Raw genomic sequence first — 16828 nt, 5'->3', positions numbered from 1 at the left:
TTTAAAAAGTAATTTTCAGGTAAATGCAAATGGCTTTCCAACCAAATAGAGGCTTAAGGCTTGCTACCATGAACCTTGTTTTGAAATTGATCAAACAGGCCTTAATAGTTGTTTTCTGCTTGTAAGGCGGTCAGGTTAATTTGGGCTGGAATACCAGCAGGAAACCTGCTGTAAATCAGTAGCTTATTGGGGTTATCACTCCAGTCGACATAGTTGAAACCTATTTTTTCCCAACTTTTGGCAGCCATTATTCCTGCAACATCACCTGCTGAAAATAAAAAGCCAAGGACCAATGCGGCGGACCCTCCATATGGGATGCCTACCGCCATCATTATTAGGTTCGGGGCCAACATAAGAAAACCTGCATTGTAATTTTTTGGTTTATAGATGATTACCCGGGCATGGGATACTTCAGTTTTTGTAATAAGATGTAAGGTCTGAGAAAGTACTACCATGGTGTCATTTCTGATCCCAATCAATTCACCGGTAAAATAATTATTGTTGGTATCCATTCCCGATATATAACTACCATAGGGATGGCTGGACAAACTAATGCGATCCACCTCCATTCCATCCGGAACAGGCACGGAGTTGATTTTACATGCTGCCAGGGAAAATACCAGCGCAATACCAATTTTTTTAATAATCATTACCATGTGTACCATTGCCTGAAATTCTGGTGTTCCAAAATATTTCTTCTATTTTAGGCTCTATAGCCTTAAATGGCAATGCCATCTCCTTCAAAAATTTCTCAGGATGAAGCATTGCCCGCCTGGCTCCTTGAAGATTTTGGTCTTCCAACCACTCCTCTCGCATCCATTCAATATAATATCCCTTACTTTCCACGAAATACTCCTTATCCTTTTGGTAATTAATACCGTAATCAAGGGTATAGGCTTCTCCTGGAAAAGTAACCAGGTATCCATCACTCAAAAGTTTATCCAATGCAATCGTATCTGTCTCATTTGTTGCATTGTTTTTTACCTGTAGCGGAAAATGTACTTCAGGCTCTACCTTTCCTGCCAAAACGGCCAGATTTAATGTGTTGATCCTCCATAATCCCTGGTTTAGTTCAAGTTTTATGTTTAATACTGGCATTTTTAACAATGGAAGGATAACAAGGTGGGAATCCGTTACAATTGGACCGTCTTCAGAAATTTCATCGAGTAAAATCCATTTTCCATTATCATTCAAATAAAAAACTTCTATCCCGCCCAGTAATTCCTGAAAAGCCCTTACTTTTTTGGAAAGTCCTGGTTCTGAAGTTTCCATTTCTGCCAGGTAATGACTGCTGGCATTGCCCATAAGAGAAAGAAAATGATAAAATAGAAAGGTAGTCATTAAGGTTTGTCGCTTTTCAATAATTAATCCCGAACTGACCCCTGGATTGCTGAATTCCAAAAATAAAGTTTCCTTCTTTAACAAATTAAAAGTGTCTGCAAGACTAAACCATTCTTTTTCATCTTTCGCCGCAACAAAATCCGTTATCAATTGAGAATGATAGGTTGCTTTTAGAGGATTTTCTATGTCTTTTACTTCATGGAAATCACCATTTGAGGATTGAAAAACCCTGTTTTCGTCATTTTTATTCAGCGAGAGCAAATTGACTTTATTAATTAAGTGTGTTTCCAAGGCTTCATTTTTCACGATAAGTTGCAAAGGAGCACCCTCTTCCATGTTTAAATCTATCAAATCTATGTCTGTGTCTTCTAAAGATTTGGAGATACTGGATGAAAAACCCTCTCCGACCAGGTTTTGTACATCTAATCCGTAAACATAGAATGTGGGGCAGGATCCAAAACAGGCTTTGGGGTTGATACTACAGTAAAGGGAAAAGACTCCTGTTGTGATGCCTACCAAAACCATTGCTGCCACACCTGGGTTGTTTCCCTGTTGATTGGTTTCCAGAATGACAATTTCATCAAAAGGAATCAAAAATTGGGTAGGAATACGTTTGGGCTCCGAAGGACTTGAACCAGTTCCATCTCTGGTTTCAATTAAATTTCGGTTGTAATCCAGATGATTTCCAAAACCGAAAATAATTTCGTTGGATTTGTCTACTTTCCAGGAATGAAATAGGTAAACATCACCATTTTTCATATGAACTTTGAGATACTCATTATTCTGGCTGTTTGATTTTATTTCTTCTACTTGTGTTAATTCCCTGTTTACCCTTTTAAATGAACAGCCCAGGGAAAGTAGGAGAAGAAAAGCCAACGATAAGTAATTTACGGTGTCATTTCCTTTGAATTGCATCCTGATGGATTTTCGCAAATTATTCGGCTTCATGTTTTTTATATTAAGGATTTTAAATTAGTATTTCATCAATCCCCAAAAAAATAGCGGTTAAGAATAAGGGCATTTGCTTATGCCTTTACTCCATGAAACCGGAAATGAGATATTCCTGCCTCAAAAAATAGATTTAATTTTATAAATATTGCATTAACTAGAATAATATTTTAATATTTGGTTAATTTAAAAATTAATAGATAATAATACAAGATTATTTAAATATTATTTTATTTATAAAAATGGTTTATTCAAAACTTTTTTCCCGAAAATTATCAGCTAGTTTCACCAGTTTGCCGTCTCAATATTTTGAGTATATCAGTTTTACTATTTTTGCCTTTTTTTCTGATTTTGATTTGCAAGTTCTCCGGGACGGAGTAGTTGTTTTCGTCCCTGAATTTTCAAAAAAATAGTTTTTTCATGAAGTTGCCATTTGTTTTGGGGGTAATTCTACTGGAAGGTTTTCCTGGGACCAAAAAATAGCCTTTGCCAAAAAAATTATTCTAAAATTACCCTATTAGGAGTTAGGGTTTTCTCAAAAGGGGTTTCATCGTTCAATTCTTGGATAGGAACTACAAAAAACAATTCATTGCTTCTTATGGCCCTTCTGAAATAGGTATTCTGTTGTCCTTTGATGGATACTTTGATGTTTTGGTAAGTCCAATGAAGTAACTTATGCCAATACCGCCATTGGGTGTTTGGTCTTAAATCATTCATTGCGTCCAATGCCAACACTTTTTCCATTTGATCTTCTTCGGATAAGGCATGTGAATAAACCGAATGAAAATGATAATCATCATCGTAATTAGGCGGCAAAGAAAGGGTACCCCCTGTTTTACCGAAAGGAAAGAATTCTGTTTTAACATGATGATTTGAATATAAAAACAATTCCCCTTTATTTAATCCTGCATTTCTTATTGCCTCAATTGTTGCCAAAGTAGAAAACTGGTGGTCGGGGTGGCTATCCATTTGAGGGTGAGGTGAAACAATGATATCAGGCTGGAAAAAATCCAGAACTAACTGAATATTTTGAACCAATGAACTCCAGTTTGACCTACCAGTCAAACTGTCTTTTAATGAGGAAAAATTCAAATTTCTAAATATACCTATTGAGTCAGTTTTTAATATTTGGGAAAAAACAGGGTGCGGATCCCTATCAAACATTTCTTTAAGGGTACCATCAAAATAGCCAAGATTAAGAATGTGATCGTGTTTTAATCCTGCCATTAAGGGAATAGAAATACTATTGATCGTTCTTATCTGGCCTTTTTTAAGGTAATGCTGAATACTATCGGGAAATATTTCATTATAATGCATGAGTCCATTTTCCCCGGCAGTAATGGTTAGTATAAAGGAATTAGGAAACTTACTATAAAGTCCAAAAGCTGCAATTTCTGCATCATCCGGATGGGGAGAAATAATCAGAATTTTCGATTCGGTTGGTATCGATTTCGAAAAATGAATCAATTCAACTGTTGCATTCTGGATTTCCAGAAAATTACTTTTAAGCTCAATTTGTTTGGCCTCCTCCTGTAACAATGAACTGATATTTAAATATCGGTCTCCGGAACCTCCAAATTCGAAATAATCAATTACTTTAGCACTTTTTGATATCAGTTCTATATTCGGTGAAAAAATTTTCCCTAAAAAGGTAGATTTAATATTGACTTTTATGAAAGCAGTTGTCCCTTTTCCTAAATTATCTGGAATCAGTAACTTGTTTTCAATCAGGTTTAATTTTGTGGTATTTCTTGTATTGAACTTGTAATGATAATTTTCAGAAATGTCATAATCAAAGATCTCGCTTCTTTTAGTTTTTAATAAATAGAATAACGAAAGAAATAATACAAAAAAAATACCAAAAATTATTAAAAATCTCTTTTTTTTCATAAATTTTAAATATTTTGTGAAAATGTTATTTATAAATATAATGCTTTAAAAAATTATTGTTTTATCCTATACAATTATGTAAAGATACATAATTCTACTATTTTTTTTTGCTCAATAGCTTGTATTTTTTTTGGTTTAGTTCTACTTTAACTGATAAATTAACCTCTGTAAATTTTTTATAATCTTATTATATTTTGCTGTTAGTTCTGGCACAGGATCAAACAAACAACTAAATGGTGGTCTATATCTTTGAAAAATCCGTTTATTGTGTCCCTGTTTCAAAACTGACCATCCAATTGATGCCGAATTGGTCCTTCAGCATGCCAAAATAAGAACCCCAGAAAGTGTTGTCCATGGGCATGGTCTTTTCTCCGTTTTCTGAAAGTGCTTTAAATAACCTGTCTGCCTCCTCCTTTGTATCTGTATGGATCGAAATGGAAAAATTATCACCAAAGGTGGCTTTTTCATAATGTTCACTGGTATCAGAACCCATCAAGGCCGTTTCCTTGCTGATGGGAAGTGCCACATGCATGATTTTGTGAGTGTCATTTTTTGACATTTTGTAGCCTTCCTGGGTTGGCATTTCACCGAATGTACTGATAGAGGAAAATTCGCCTCCAAATATGGAGCGGTAAAATTCAAAGGCCTTTCGGCAATTGCCATTGAAGGTAAGGTAGGTGTTGACTTTAGTCATGGTGCCTGGATTTTATGTTGAATAAATGGAACAAGTATAAATTTAAGCTTTTCGGGCGGAAAGTGGACTTGTCTTAGGACAAAAAATTAAGCAGGCCATTATCTTCAAAAATTTACCCGGCTTGGGCAACCGGCTTTTCTATAGGATGAAAGCTGAAGAAAAAATAGTATTTTAGCTTTGAATTTGTCCACCAATCACCTTAACCAATAAAAGCCATGTCCAAAAGCCCTAACCTTCTGCTAATCTTCATTGCGATTTTATTTTTTCAGTGTACTTCCGGACCAGTTAAACAAGAAGACCAAAGTACCGAATTCAATAAATGGTTAGATGTGCAATATGAGGAATGGCTTCAACAAAATCCGCTACAACTTACCGCACAGGGCCGCAAGGATTTATACGATCAGCTGGATGACTTTAGTGAGGAGGGCGCTGACAAAAAGCTCGCATGGAGACAAAACAGCGTAAAAGAGATGCAGGAAAAGTTTGACAAAGACCGCCTTAATCCTGAAGCCAGGGTTTCATTCGACCTTTGGCAATACCAATACGAGATGGCCAGGGAGGAAGCTGAATTCAGACTATACCCCTACATATTCAACCAGATGATGGGTGTTCACACAGGGCTGCCCAATACACTGATCAATTACCATAAAGTGGATGAACCATCGGACATGGATGCCCTGATCAGTAGAATGGGCGAAACGGGCAGGGCAATCCGGCAACTATTGGAGCGGGCAAAAAAACAGGCAGAGGCTGGTATCAAACCCCCACGATTTGCCTATGAAATGGTAATCCCCCAGGCGGAGGCACTCATTAAGGGTCAACCTTTCGATGAAGGAGAGGAAGGTTCCCCACTCTGGAACGATGCCATTGCCAAAATAGATAGTTTGAAAGCAAAAGGGAAAATCGATGAAAATCAGGCAACAGCTTACCGGGATGCTACAGCACAAGCTTTGAAAGAGCGATTTAAACCTGCCTATGAGGAGCTGATTACCTGGCTGGAAGCAGAATTACCTGGGTTGGAAGAAAAACCTACGGGTGTCAGCCGGCATCCGGATGGGGATGCTTTTTACCAACACCGCCTGAAAGCGTCTACGACCACGGACCTGACTGCTGAAGAAATCCACCAGATCGGTCTTGCCGAAGTGGACCGCATCAAACAGGAAATGCTGGCCATCAAGGAAAAAGTCGGTTTTGAGGGTAATTTGGAAGCATTTTTTGAGTTTATCAATACCGATGAGCAGTTTTTTTACCCCAACACGGATGAGGGCCGACAGGCTTACCTGGATGATTCTAAGGCCTTTCTTGATGCCATTACTGCCCAATTACCCAACTATTTTGGACTGCTGCCCAAAGCGGAATTGCAGGTCAGAAGAGTGGAAGCTTTCCGGGAACAGGATGGCGCACCCCAGCATTATTCCAAAGGCACTCCCGATGGTTCCAGGAAGGGTACCTACTATGCGCACCTCTCTGATATGAACGCCATGCCCAAATCCACTATGGAAGGTGTGGCCTACCATGAGGGGAACCCGGGCCACCACATGCAGATTTCTATTGCTCAGGAGCTGGAAGAGCTCCCAAAATTCCGTACCCAATTGGGATTCAATGCCTATGTGGAAGGTTGGGCACTTTATTCAGAAATTCTGGCCAAAGAAATGGGCGGCTATGAAAATCCATATTATGATTTTGGCAGGCTGGTCAATGAAATCTGGAGGGCCATACGTTTGGTGGTAGATACCGGACTGCATGCCAAGGGTTGGACAGAAGAAGAGGCTATCCAATACTTTTCAGACAATTCCTCCATTTCCCAGGGGGCCATCAAAGCTGAGGTCAGGCGATATATGGTAATGCCAGGGCAAGCCACCGGCTACAAGATCGGAATGCTTAAAATCCAGGAACTCCGGGCCATGGCAGAAGATGAACTTGGAGATCAATTTGACCTACGCAGCTTTCACGATACCGTGCTCGGTGGAGGAGCCCTGCCTTTGGATATATTGGAAGAAGAAATAAAGCGGTGGATTGCCGGGGTGAAGGAAAAGGCTGCCTGATGTGAAAGTTCCTTATTGGCTTCCTTCTTAAATTAATGTTTGACCAAAGGTCAATGCAGAATCGGTTTTAGAGGTTTATAGGCGCTCCAGGGCTTTATAAAATTCACCCCATTATTTCTTTTAAAAAGTAATAATTCATTAAATTGATAAAGCAAGTAGAAATTTTAAACCTCTCAACTTAAACACCAATACCATGAATTTAGGTGCTTTCTCTATCAGTTTGAATGTAAAAGACCTTAAAACCTCCCGGGATTTTTATGAAAAGCTGGGATTTTCCGAATTCGGAGGTGACCTGAAAAAAAATTACCTGATCATGAAAAACGGCAATGCGCTGGTCGGTCTCTTTCAGGGCATGTTTGAAAACAACCTCCTTACCTTCAATCCGGGCTGGGATGAAAATGCCCAAAAGCTAAAGCAATTTGACGATATCCGAAGCATACAAAAGAAGCTGAAGGAGGAAGGGATTTCCCTGGTAACCGAAGCAGATGAAAGCAGTTCCGGGCCGGGCAGCTTTGTGGTGATGGACCCCGATGGCAATACCATTCTGGTGGATCAGCATGTGTAGGGAACTCGCAATTCCTCTTTCTACATATCGAAAAAGACCGTCGGTGTTGGGAAAACCCCAAAGGTCGGCAACCGTTGAGGTCTTTGAGACCTCGACGGTTTTCCTCGTGCACGTTCCGGAAGAGACCTTCGGGGTTATGGAAACCCCAAAGGTCAGGATTCTTTTATAACCGTTGAGGTCTTTGAGACCTCGACGGTTTTGCACGTGCACGTTCCGGAAGAGACCTTCGGGGTTGGGAAAACCCCAAAGGTCAGGATTCTTTTAAAACCGTTGAGGTCTTTGAGACCTCGACGGTTTTGCACGTGCACGTCCGAGAAGAGACCTTCGGGGTTGGGAAAACCCCAAAGGTCAGCAACCTTTGATACCTTGACGGTTAGCGATCTCCTCCGGAAAAATCATTTACCTGTCATTTGTCCATTTCCTGCTCCCAGCGATCTCGTAAGCGTTTAAGTTCTTGTACGATTTCCGGAAAATCTGCTTTCCGGTCCTGGCTTTCGGACAGGTCTTGTTCAAGGTTATAAAGCGCAAGGGAATCTTTCTCCCGGTCTTCCAGTAATTTCCATGGACCTTTTCGGACCGCAATGGCTTCCGGAGTCCTCCAGAAGAGGGTCCTGTCGGGCATTTTTCCTCTGCCGGTCAGGACCGGCAGCAAGCTTTGCCCATCCAGGCGATCCTCTCCTTTCGGGTCAGGCAAAGCCTGTCCGGTCAACTCCAGAAAGGTAGGTAAAAGATCAAAAGAGGCCAGCGTTTCGGAAGACCTGCTTCCCGCATCTATCTTCCCGGGCCACCAGGCAATGGCGGGTACCCGGTGTCCTCCCTCAAAGAGGTCGGACTTTTCTCCTCTCAGCATGCCATTGGAACCTACATGAGGCCAGGTGTCACCCTGATAATTCAGGTATTGCCCGTTATCTGAAGTAAAAAACAACAATGTGTTTTTATCCAGGCCTTCTGCTTTGAGATAAGCGATCAATTTTCCCACATTCCGGTCAAGGGATTCAATCATTTCTATGAGGGTACCCGGTATCTCTTCAGGCGCATGGGGTCCCAGCTTGCTGGCAGGACCGGGTAGGCTGGAGGTATAGTCGGTGCCCTCTTTCCGGATTTCCAAATGTCCGTCCCCAGGGGATTGCCAGGGAAAATGTACACCCAGGTGCGCCAGGTAAAGGAAAAAAGGTTGTTCTTTGTTTGCTGCTATAAACTGAATGCCATTGTCGGTGATCACATCTGTGGTATAGCCTTCCTGAAAGGATAGCTTTTCGTTGTGCCACCAATCCGGAAAGCCATGACGATCCAGTTTTGAAAAATAGTCGCCATCACCTGAGGTCAGACCCCGGAACGCATCAAATCCAAAATTCCTGGGATTGGCATCTGGATGGTTGCCCAGGTGCCACTTGCCAAAAAAGGCAGTAGCATAACCGGCTTTTTTCAGGTAATCGGCTATCGTCGGTGGGGCATACAGCCCTTCTCCTGCAATACCTTTGATGGCACCTACCCCTTTTTGCTGCCAATCTCCCGGCAGGGGATCCTCAATACCGAGTCTTTGTTGGTACCTTCCGGTCAGCAATGCCGTCCGGGTGGGCGAACACATGGCTCCGTTACTGTGAAAGTCAGTAAAAAGTATGCCCTCATCCGCCAGGCGGTTCAGGTGTGGGGTATGGGCCTTTCCCCCATAAAAACCTCCCAAATCCCCGTAACCCAGATCATCTGCCAGGATGACGATGATATTGGGGGGCAGGGAATCAATGGTATTTGTCTCAGTGGGAATGAAAACCTGATTCCACAGGATAAAAAGTGAGATCATTAAACTGTGCATCATCATTTGTTAAGTTAACTTTAATACTTTAATGCCTTTCAATCGGACCATTATAAATGGGTAGGTTATTCTAATTGTTAAGCCAGCAATAAAACATGGATTTTTCAAAATAGCCCGACTTGGGGATTAATAGGCGTTTCAATCATTCGGATTTTTTCAAAGCAGTTACCATGATAATGCTTAGCATAGAAAGTTAATTATTTATTAATCTTTTAATAGCAGGCCCATCCATTGCCGCATATTGCATAGACGGTATAATTGATTAAAACTTTCGATTATTAACCGTTTACAAACTTTCATTTTGAAAATTAAAATATTGCCTTAATAAAATAAATTTTTTTGTTAACTTCTGGTTTTTAATAAAAAATATTATAAAATTAGCAGTTATTTAATGCTTACCTAATTCATACAAATTAAAATAACAAATCCTGCCTATGTAAAAATTCAAGTTAGAAACAGCTATAAAAGCTGAATTAATCAAAAAATTATTCAAGTTTTATTCTAAATGTTTACTAAGGGTAAAACCCTTGCTAAACCTGACTCAATCAACAAAATGAAGAATGAAAAAAATCTACTAGTAAAAAATCATGGAATAAAAAGGGCGCTATTCTTTTTATTCCATGGTATGGTGCTGACATGTATGTTGGCAAGCCATGCCCTGGCAAATAATAGTCCGGGCGCTGATTTTGCAGCCGAATCAAATGCCATGGAGGCTCAGGTGACGGGAACTGTCACCGACGAAAACGGTGAGCCCATTCCAGGGGTAACCATCACGGTTCAGGGAGAATCAATAGGAACTGTCACCGATATCAATGGGGAGTTCACCTTGGACGCTCCGGAAAATGCTACCCTGGTGTTTTCTTTTATCGGATTTGAGACCCAGAGCATTCCGGTAGGAAACAAAAGTAGCATTAATGTCACCATGCGCGAGGATGTGGCAGGCCTGGATGAAGTGGTGGTGACTGCTTTTGGTCAGGAAAGAGATCGAAGAGCCTTGGGTTATGCGACCTCTAACATTAAATCAGATGAGCTGGTCAAAGTGGGGACCCCCAATTTGGCGACGGCACTTTATGGAAAGGCACCGGGCGTTCGGATTCAGGCAGGTGCTGGTGGGGCTACTTCCGCAGTAAACATTACTATCCGGGGAATCAACTCCATCACCGGTAGGAACCAGCCTCTGATCATTTTGGATGGTATTCCTATCCGGAATGAGGAAGTAAACAACAACAATTATTGGGGAGATCAACGCCTGAGGGGTAATGGTCTGTTGGACATTAACCCGGAAGACATCGCCGATATTTCCATCTTGAAAGGAGCCTCGGCTGCTGCTTTGTATGGATCCGAGGCAGTAAATGGAGTCGTTTTGATTACGACTAAAAAAGGAACTACCAAGGGTTTTAAAGTGGATTTCAATGCCAACTATGCCATGGATAGAATCGCCTATCTTCCTCGCTATCAAAATGTGAGAGGACCAGGTGCTCCAAGTCATGTTTTTGACTTTGGTCAAAATGAAGAGGGTTTTATCACCTATCCCGACGGTTCTACAGGAATGCCAGCTACCAATCTAAATTTTGGTGCACCATTCGATGGCAGGCCTGTCATGGCTTGGGATGACCAGGTAAGGCCCTATAGGGCACAGGAAGACAACTATGCCGCCTTGTTCAATGATCCTATTAGTTCACAGGTAAACGTGGCGATCTCCAACTCCACCGATGTGGCTGATTTCCGTTTTTCACTGACCCGTCAGGACAATGAGGCGCTGAGTTTGAATTCCAAAAACAGTAAAAACATTGCAAATCTAAATGCTACCTTCCGGGTTACCGATAAGATTAAAACCGATGTGTTTATTAACTACATCAATCAGTATACCGGAAACCGACCTTATTCTATCGATCGAATGATCAATAATTTTACCGGGATGATGACCCGTTTTGATAATGGTGCCTGGTACCTGGATAAGTACAAGACCAGTCGAGGCTATCGATTTGTAACCGGAAACGGGCAAAGCCTGACTCCCGATGAGAACATTACCCGAAATGGTTTTCAAGGGGATATAGCAGATTATGTATGGCGTGTCAATGAGCAAAGAGCTTCCGAGCTAAGTAATCGCGTGATTGGTAGCATTACCAATACGTTCCAATTTACAGATGAACTTAGCTTAAGAACCAGGATCTCTACTGATTTCACGTATAGAGAAAATGAGAATGAGAGTTCTACTACCCGTCCTTTAGCCTTCGGCCCTTCAGGAGGATTCAGCATGTCCAACGAGATATTCAGTATATTGTATGGGGACGTGTTCTTGTATTACGACAAAAAGTTAACCGATGAAGTAACCCTGAGTGCCACCGCAGGCTATACAGCTGATAAGGAGAATATTTCTTCTATATCCAGGGGAACAAACGGAGGTCTGAGTACGGAGAATTTATTTGACGTAGTGGCTTCGGTCAACCTGCCCAATAACAATTCCAGCAGAACATCAAGAGTCATTGATGCCGCCCTTGGTACTTTAAACCTAAATTACAAAGGGTACCTTTATGTGGAAGGAACGGTAAGAAGGGACCGCACCTCCACCATGAATCCGAACAATAATTCCTTTATCTACCCTTCTGCCAATACCAGTTTCATCCTTTCAGATGCGATCGACTTGCCTTCATGGATCAGTGCTTCCAAATTAAGAGGTTCCTGGGGTATCGTAGGAAATTACCCGGATGTATACCGAGCCAATATTGCCTACAATCAAAATACGCTGGGAGTTCAACAGCCTGGTGGGGCACCGGTACTGTATACCAATATTTCCAGCAGCTTTGGAAACGACGGTATCCGACCGGAGCAGAAGCATGAATTCGAGTTTGGAACAGATAGCCAATTCTTTAACGGCAGGTTGTCGTTTGAATTTTCCTACTACAATGCCCAGATCCGGGATCAGATCTTGCCGTTGACACTTCCCGCCACCTCCGGTGCCACATCTGTCCTTGCCAATATTGGTACCCTGAGAAACAAAGGGATCGAGATTGCTTTGAGCGGGACGATTTATCAGAGCCGAGGTTTGAACTGGTTAGCAGGCATCAATTTTGCCCGAAACAGAAATGTGGTAGAGAAATTGGCCAATAATGCGACCGAGTTACTACATGCTGACTATGATGGGAATGCTGCTCAACTAAGATCTGTAGTAGGTCGTCCTATGGGTGATTTCTTCGCTCGTCCGGTAGAAACCAATGCCAATGGTGAGAAAATCGTTCAGCCAAATGGAATGTATAAAATTGATCCCAACGAATGGATCCTGGCAGGTAATGCCATGCCGGATGCAGTAGGGGGTATTTTCAATAACCTGAACTACAAGAATTTCTCTTTGCAGGTATTAGCGGATTTCCAGATCGGTGGTAGTGTGATGCCTACCGGTGTCAACTGGATGATCAGTAGGGGCTTGACGGAGGAAAGCTTGAACTATATGAATACCGAACGAGGTGGATTGTCTTACTACGTTAACGAAGACGGCCAAGGGGTACAAACGACCAGCGCACAAGGCCCCAATGGAGAACCGGTGTATGACGACGGTATGTTGATGGATGGCGTTACAGCAGATGGAAATCCAAATACCAATGTGATTTCGCAGGCCTTGTACTACCAGCGCACGTATAACTGGGGAGGTCCGCAATACAGCCAGGCCAGATACGAGTTATACATTAAGGACAACACCTATTTGAAACTGAGGGAACTTTCTCTAGGGTATGATGTACCTTCTACCTTCGCAGAGCGATTGGGTGCCAACAGCATCAATGTTTCTGCCTTTGGAAGAAATTTATTCTTCTTCTATCGAAATATCAAGGACCTGGATCCGGAGGTGATGACCGGTGGTTCCCGATGGGCGCAGACCCTGACCAATGCAGGTACCAATCCGGCTACTAGAACCGTAGGTTTAATGCTTAGGGCTAGCTTCTAAGTGGTGTTTCTACTATTAAATCAAAGTATCATGAAAAATAAAATAATATTACTGACCTTGGTAGCCCTTACCAGCCTGGCAAGTTGTGAGTACTCCGAGTTTGAGGAGAATTACACCGATCCTTCCAAGGTTTCAGAAACTTCCGTAGAAAAGCAATTTACCGGTTTTATTATTGCCAACCGGAATTACGTACTCCCCAGTTATACAAATTACTTTGTTAATTTGAGGATTACATTAAACCGCTACACCCAGGCTACAGGCTGGGTCAATGAAGAGAACCAGTACGTTCCCGGATCGGCTGCTGTCAGCGGGCGTTGGAATGATTATTACCAGTTTCTGGCCCAATACCGGGAATTAGAGAAAGTGTATGCGGGCTTGAGTGATCAGAACAAGGAGGATAACCGGGTTTTTATGATCACGGCAACCACCTATTTGTACGATCATACCCAAAAAATTGTGGATTTGCACGGGGCCATTCCGTTTTCGGAGGCAGGGATGCTCAGTACCAATGGTGGAGACTATTCGGAATCTTATCCTGCCTATGACGAGCCTGAGGCCATTTATACCAAAATGCTGGATGATCTGGCTGGCTTTGCGGATGAGTTGAGAACCTTGGATATCAATCCAGGCATATTAATTGGATTTGAATCTCAGGATTTGATCAACCGCGGTGACATTGACATGTGGTTAAAATACATCAATTCCTTACGTATCCGTATGCTTACTCGGGTGAGCGGCATTCCGTCATTCTCAGATCGTGCAGCTTCGGAAATCAATGCGATTTTGTCCAATCCTGGCAATTACCCCATCGTAACCACCAACGATGAGAATATTACCTTCCGCATCCATGAATTGGGAACCTTAATCACTTCAAATAGTTTTCAAACTGGACTGGAAGACTGGGAAGGCAATATCGCTGGTAAAGCCATAGTGGACCATATGTTGAATAACGATGATCCGCGTCTCACCTATGTGTTTGAACCGGGCGAAGAAGCCGAAGGAGAGTTTCTCACACTGGATCCCCTTTTAAGTTCGTCTGTTCAGACTGAGCTGATCGGATCAAATACCATGACCATCTACAATCGGACTACGTTAAGCCGAAACCAGTATTTTCCTGGAATGTTAATAAACGCCAGCCAGATTCACTTTATGGTTGCCGAATATTACCTAAAAGAAGGACAGGATGCTCAGGCTAAAGAACATTATGAAAGTGGAGTGAGGGAATCCATCCATTATTACGAAATGCTGCGAAACATGAGTAATAACTTGATCTCTCCCGAGCCAATGCCGATAACAGAAGAAGGCATCGACAGCTATTTGGCCGATGAAGATATCAGTTGGGATGCGGCTGACGGAGATATGGAGAAGATGAGGCTGATCGCCGAACAAAAATGGCTTCATTTCAACGTAGTGCAACCCAATGAAAACTGGGCAGAGTTGAGAAGGATCGAAATGCCGGATCTGGAGTTCTGGGTAGATCAGTCCAACCAGCAAAGCCTACCTCCCAACAGGTGGATTTACCCGGGTTCGGAACAAACCTATAATACCCAAAACTATCAGCAGGTACAGCCTAATGATAACCTTACCAGAACATTGTTTTGGGACAATTGATTAGAATAGGCTATAACAAGTCAAGAGGGTACCCACCGGGTGCCCTCTTTTTTTGTCCGCACCAGGCATAAATTTGTAACAGCCGTTAGAATTTCTGTTGCGCCCATTATATTCTTTTAAATCAGCCAACTCCCTTCCCTTTCCTGATTCACGATAGGGTCTAATTTTCAAGCAGTTGAGAAACCGGGTTTCATGAATTTTAAGCTCATTTTTTTTGTTCCGACTGGCTGTCACGAATTCTGATAATCCGGGTTTAAATGTTTCTTAACCTGAAAAGAAGAATAGGATACGGAAGGATTACATAAAATTTTTATATCTTGTTTTTTCATTTTACTGATTATCAACAATAACCCATCTATGGCTCGCCTTTACCCTGTATTTACGCTGTTTATCGCTCTCCTCTTATTTGTTTCTTTTGGCTGTGGTACAGCAGAAAACAAAGAAACTACGGATATCCAAAAACCCAACATCGTCATTATCTATATGGATGATTTGGGATATGGGGATGTCAGTGCTTATGAAGCTGGCAGGCTGGAGACTCCCAACATGGATTTTTTGGCAAATGGGGGAATGAAATTCACCAAGGGTTATGCTTCTTCCGCTACCTGTTCCCCCAGCCGGTATGCCCTAATGACCGGTACCTATCCCTGGAGGAACAAAGACGCCAAAATTTTGGCGGGAACTGCCCCATTATTGATAGGAACGGATGAACTGACCATTCCTAAAATGCTGAAGAGGCAGGGCTATGCCACTGCAGTAGTTGGTAAATGGCATATGGGATTGGGAGATGGACAGGTAGATTGGAATGAACGGGTAAGTCCCGGACCAAATGAAGTAGGTTTTGATTATTCCTATATCATGGCAGCCACCCAGGACCGGGTGCCTACGGTCTATCTGGAAAATGGTCTGGTACAGGGCCTCGAGCCAGATGATCCCATAGCAGTTAGTTACCAGGAAAATTTTGAAGGTGAACCCACAGGGAAAGATAATCCGGAATTGCTGACTTTGAAATGGCACCATGGGCACAACAACAGTATTGTCAATGGGATTCCCCGTATCGGATTTATGAAAGGAGGGGAAAAGGCCAAATGGGTGGATGAGGATATGGCGGACCATTTTCTGGATAAAGCGAAAGCCTTTGTGCAGGAAGAAAGGAATGAGCCATTTTTTCTTTACTATGCCATGCAACAGCCCCATGTACCCCGTACACCCCATCCACGTTTTGAAGGAAAATCCGGTATGGGACCGAGGGGAGATGTGATTCTCGAAGCCGATTGGTGCTTAGGGGAATTTATGAATACCCTTGAGGAAGAGGGCTTGCTGGAGAATACCCTGGTCATATTTTCCAGTGACAATGGACCGGTGCTTAACGATGGCTATTATGATGAGGCGGTGGAAAAACTCGGTGAGCATACGCCCTGGGGACCTCTGAGGGGAGGCAAATACAGTCTGTACGAAGCAGGAACAAGGGTACCTTTCATCAGCTATTGGAAGGGTACCATTGAGCCCGGTGAATCTGATGCCATGATTAGTCAGATAGATCTTTTGAATTCCCTGGCCTCAATGACAGGTAGTGGGGAGAAAAGTTCAGACGGGCAGGATTTATCTGCTACATTGCTGGGAAAGGCTGATAAGGGCAGGGAATCCCTGGTACTGGAAGCTACTACACGGACAGCTTTTCGGAAGGGAAATTGGGTACTCATTCCTCCTTATAAGGGTCCTGCCGTCAATCAAAATGTGAATATTGAATTGGGAAATGATACGGGCTTTCAACTGTATGACCTGAGCCGGGACCTGGGGCAGCAGCAAAATCTGGCAGAAGAAAATCCGGAGAAATTAAAATCCATGCTGGCGGACTTTATTGCCATTAGAGGGGAGGATTTTGTCAATACGGAAGCACTTGAATTAAAATAATAGAATAGCAGTAAATTGCATTCATTGGCTGTCAAGCAGAATACTTTTTCCGGGAAAAGTAAAAGAC

The 16828-nt window shown here is 42.4% G+C and carries 10 protein-coding genes; 5 read left to right on the top strand and 5 right to left on the bottom strand.

The features are described 5' to 3' along the window. Positions 1–101: 101 nt before the first annotated feature. The 4 genes from G9Q97_RS15465 to G9Q97_RS15450 form a co-directional block, all read right to left on the bottom strand. A complete protein-coding gene (locus G9Q97_RS15465) occupies positions 102–650 on the bottom strand; it encodes a hypothetical protein (protein WP_166148378.1) in 549 nt (182 codons plus the stop codon). Then, the gene (locus G9Q97_RS15460; protein ID WP_166148376.1) at positions 640–2289 is read right to left on the bottom strand and encodes a hypothetical protein; all 1650 of its coding nucleotides are present in this window, start codon (positions 2287–2289) and stop codon (positions 640–642) included. The genes G9Q97_RS15465 and G9Q97_RS15460 overlap by 11 nt, the downstream gene beginning before the upstream one ends. A 498-nt stretch (positions 2290–2787) precedes the next feature. Beyond that, positions 2788–4179, bottom strand: coding sequence for a PIG-L family deacetylase (locus G9Q97_RS15455; RefSeq protein WP_166148374.1), 1392 nt, complete (start codon positions 4177–4179; stop codon positions 2788–2790). A 262-nt stretch (positions 4180–4441) separates the two neighbouring features. Then, entirely contained in the window at positions 4442–4873 is a 432-nt protein-coding gene (locus G9Q97_RS15450; RefSeq protein ID WP_166148372.1) for a VOC family protein, read from the bottom strand. Positions 4874–5088: 215 nt separating this feature from the next. On the opposite strand from G9Q97_RS15450, the gene G9Q97_RS15445 reads away from it, so the two are divergent. After that, positions 5089–6918: a DUF885 domain-containing protein gene (locus tag G9Q97_RS15445; protein WP_166148370.1), complete on the top strand. Its 1830-nt coding sequence runs from the start codon at positions 5089–5091 to the stop codon at positions 6916–6918. A 193-nt stretch (positions 6919–7111) separates the two neighbouring features. Continuing rightward, the gene (locus G9Q97_RS15440; protein ID WP_166148368.1) at positions 7112–7483 is read left to right on the top strand and encodes a VOC family protein; all 372 of its coding nucleotides are present in this window, start codon (positions 7112–7114) and stop codon (positions 7481–7483) included. A 406-nt stretch (positions 7484–7889) separates the two neighbouring features. On the opposite strand, the gene G9Q97_RS15435 is transcribed toward G9Q97_RS15440, so the two are convergent. Beyond that, entirely contained in the window at positions 7890–9302 is a 1413-nt protein-coding gene (locus G9Q97_RS15435; RefSeq protein ID WP_166148366.1) for a sulfatase-like hydrolase/transferase, read from the bottom strand. Between the two features lie 700 nt (positions 9303–10002). Here G9Q97_RS15435 and G9Q97_RS15430 point away from each other — a divergent pair. From G9Q97_RS15430 to G9Q97_RS15420, 3 genes are all read left to right on the top strand, one after another. Further along, a complete protein-coding gene (locus G9Q97_RS15430) occupies positions 10003–13236 on the top strand; it encodes a SusC/RagA family TonB-linked outer membrane protein (protein WP_394352998.1) in 3234 nt (1077 codons plus the stop codon). A gap of 30 nt (positions 13237–13266) precedes the next feature. Continuing rightward, positions 13267–14847: a SusD/RagB family nutrient-binding outer membrane lipoprotein gene (locus tag G9Q97_RS15425; protein WP_166148362.1), complete on the top strand. Its 1581-nt coding sequence runs from the start codon at positions 13267–13269 to the stop codon at positions 14845–14847. Positions 14848–15204: 357 nt separating this feature from the next. Further along, positions 15205–16761: a sulfatase family protein gene (locus G9Q97_RS15420; protein ID WP_166148360.1), complete on the top strand. Its 1557-nt coding sequence runs from the start codon at positions 15205–15207 to the stop codon at positions 16759–16761. Positions 16762–16828 lie beyond the last annotated feature (67 nt).

The organism is Cyclobacterium plantarum, assembly GCF_011290685.1.
GTDB lineage: Bacteria > Bacteroidota > Bacteroidia > Cytophagales > Cyclobacteriaceae > Cyclobacterium > Cyclobacterium plantarum.
This window is presented reverse-complemented; position numbering and strand designations above follow the sequence as displayed.

Bases quoted from the DNA above. Each gene is read 5' to 3' on its own strand.
- G9Q97_RS15465 (WP_166148378.1), bottom strand. From the start codon at position 650: ATGATTATTAAAAAAATTGGTATTGCGCTGGTATTTTCCCTGGCAGCA.
- G9Q97_RS15460 (WP_166148376.1), bottom strand. From the start codon at position 2,289: ATGAAGCCGAATAATTTGCGAAAATCCATCAGGATGCAATTCAAAGGA.
- G9Q97_RS15455 (WP_166148374.1), bottom strand. From the start codon at position 4,179: ATGAAAAAAAAGAGATTTTTAATAATTTTTGGTATTTTTTTTGTATTA.
- G9Q97_RS15450 (WP_166148372.1), bottom strand. From the start codon at position 4,873: ATGACTAAAGTCAACACCTACCTTACCTTCAATGGCAATTGCCGAAAG.
- G9Q97_RS15445 (WP_166148370.1), top strand. From the start codon at position 5,089: ATGTCCAAAAGCCCTAACCTTCTGCTAATCTTCATTGCGATTTTATTT.
- G9Q97_RS15440 (WP_166148368.1), top strand. From the start codon at position 7,112: ATGAATTTAGGTGCTTTCTCTATCAGTTTGAATGTAAAAGACCTTAAA.
- G9Q97_RS15435 (WP_166148366.1), bottom strand. From the start codon at position 9,302: ATGATGATGCACAGTTTAATGATCTCACTTTTTATCCTGTGGAATCAG.
- G9Q97_RS15430 (WP_394352998.1), top strand. From the start codon at position 10,003: ATGGAGGCTCAGGTGACGGGAACTGTCACCGACGAAAACGGTGAGCCC.
- G9Q97_RS15425 (WP_166148362.1), top strand. From the start codon at position 13,267: ATGAAAAATAAAATAATATTACTGACCTTGGTAGCCCTTACCAGCCTG.
- G9Q97_RS15420 (WP_166148360.1), top strand. From the start codon at position 15,205: ATGGCTCGCCTTTACCCTGTATTTACGCTGTTTATCGCTCTCCTCTTA.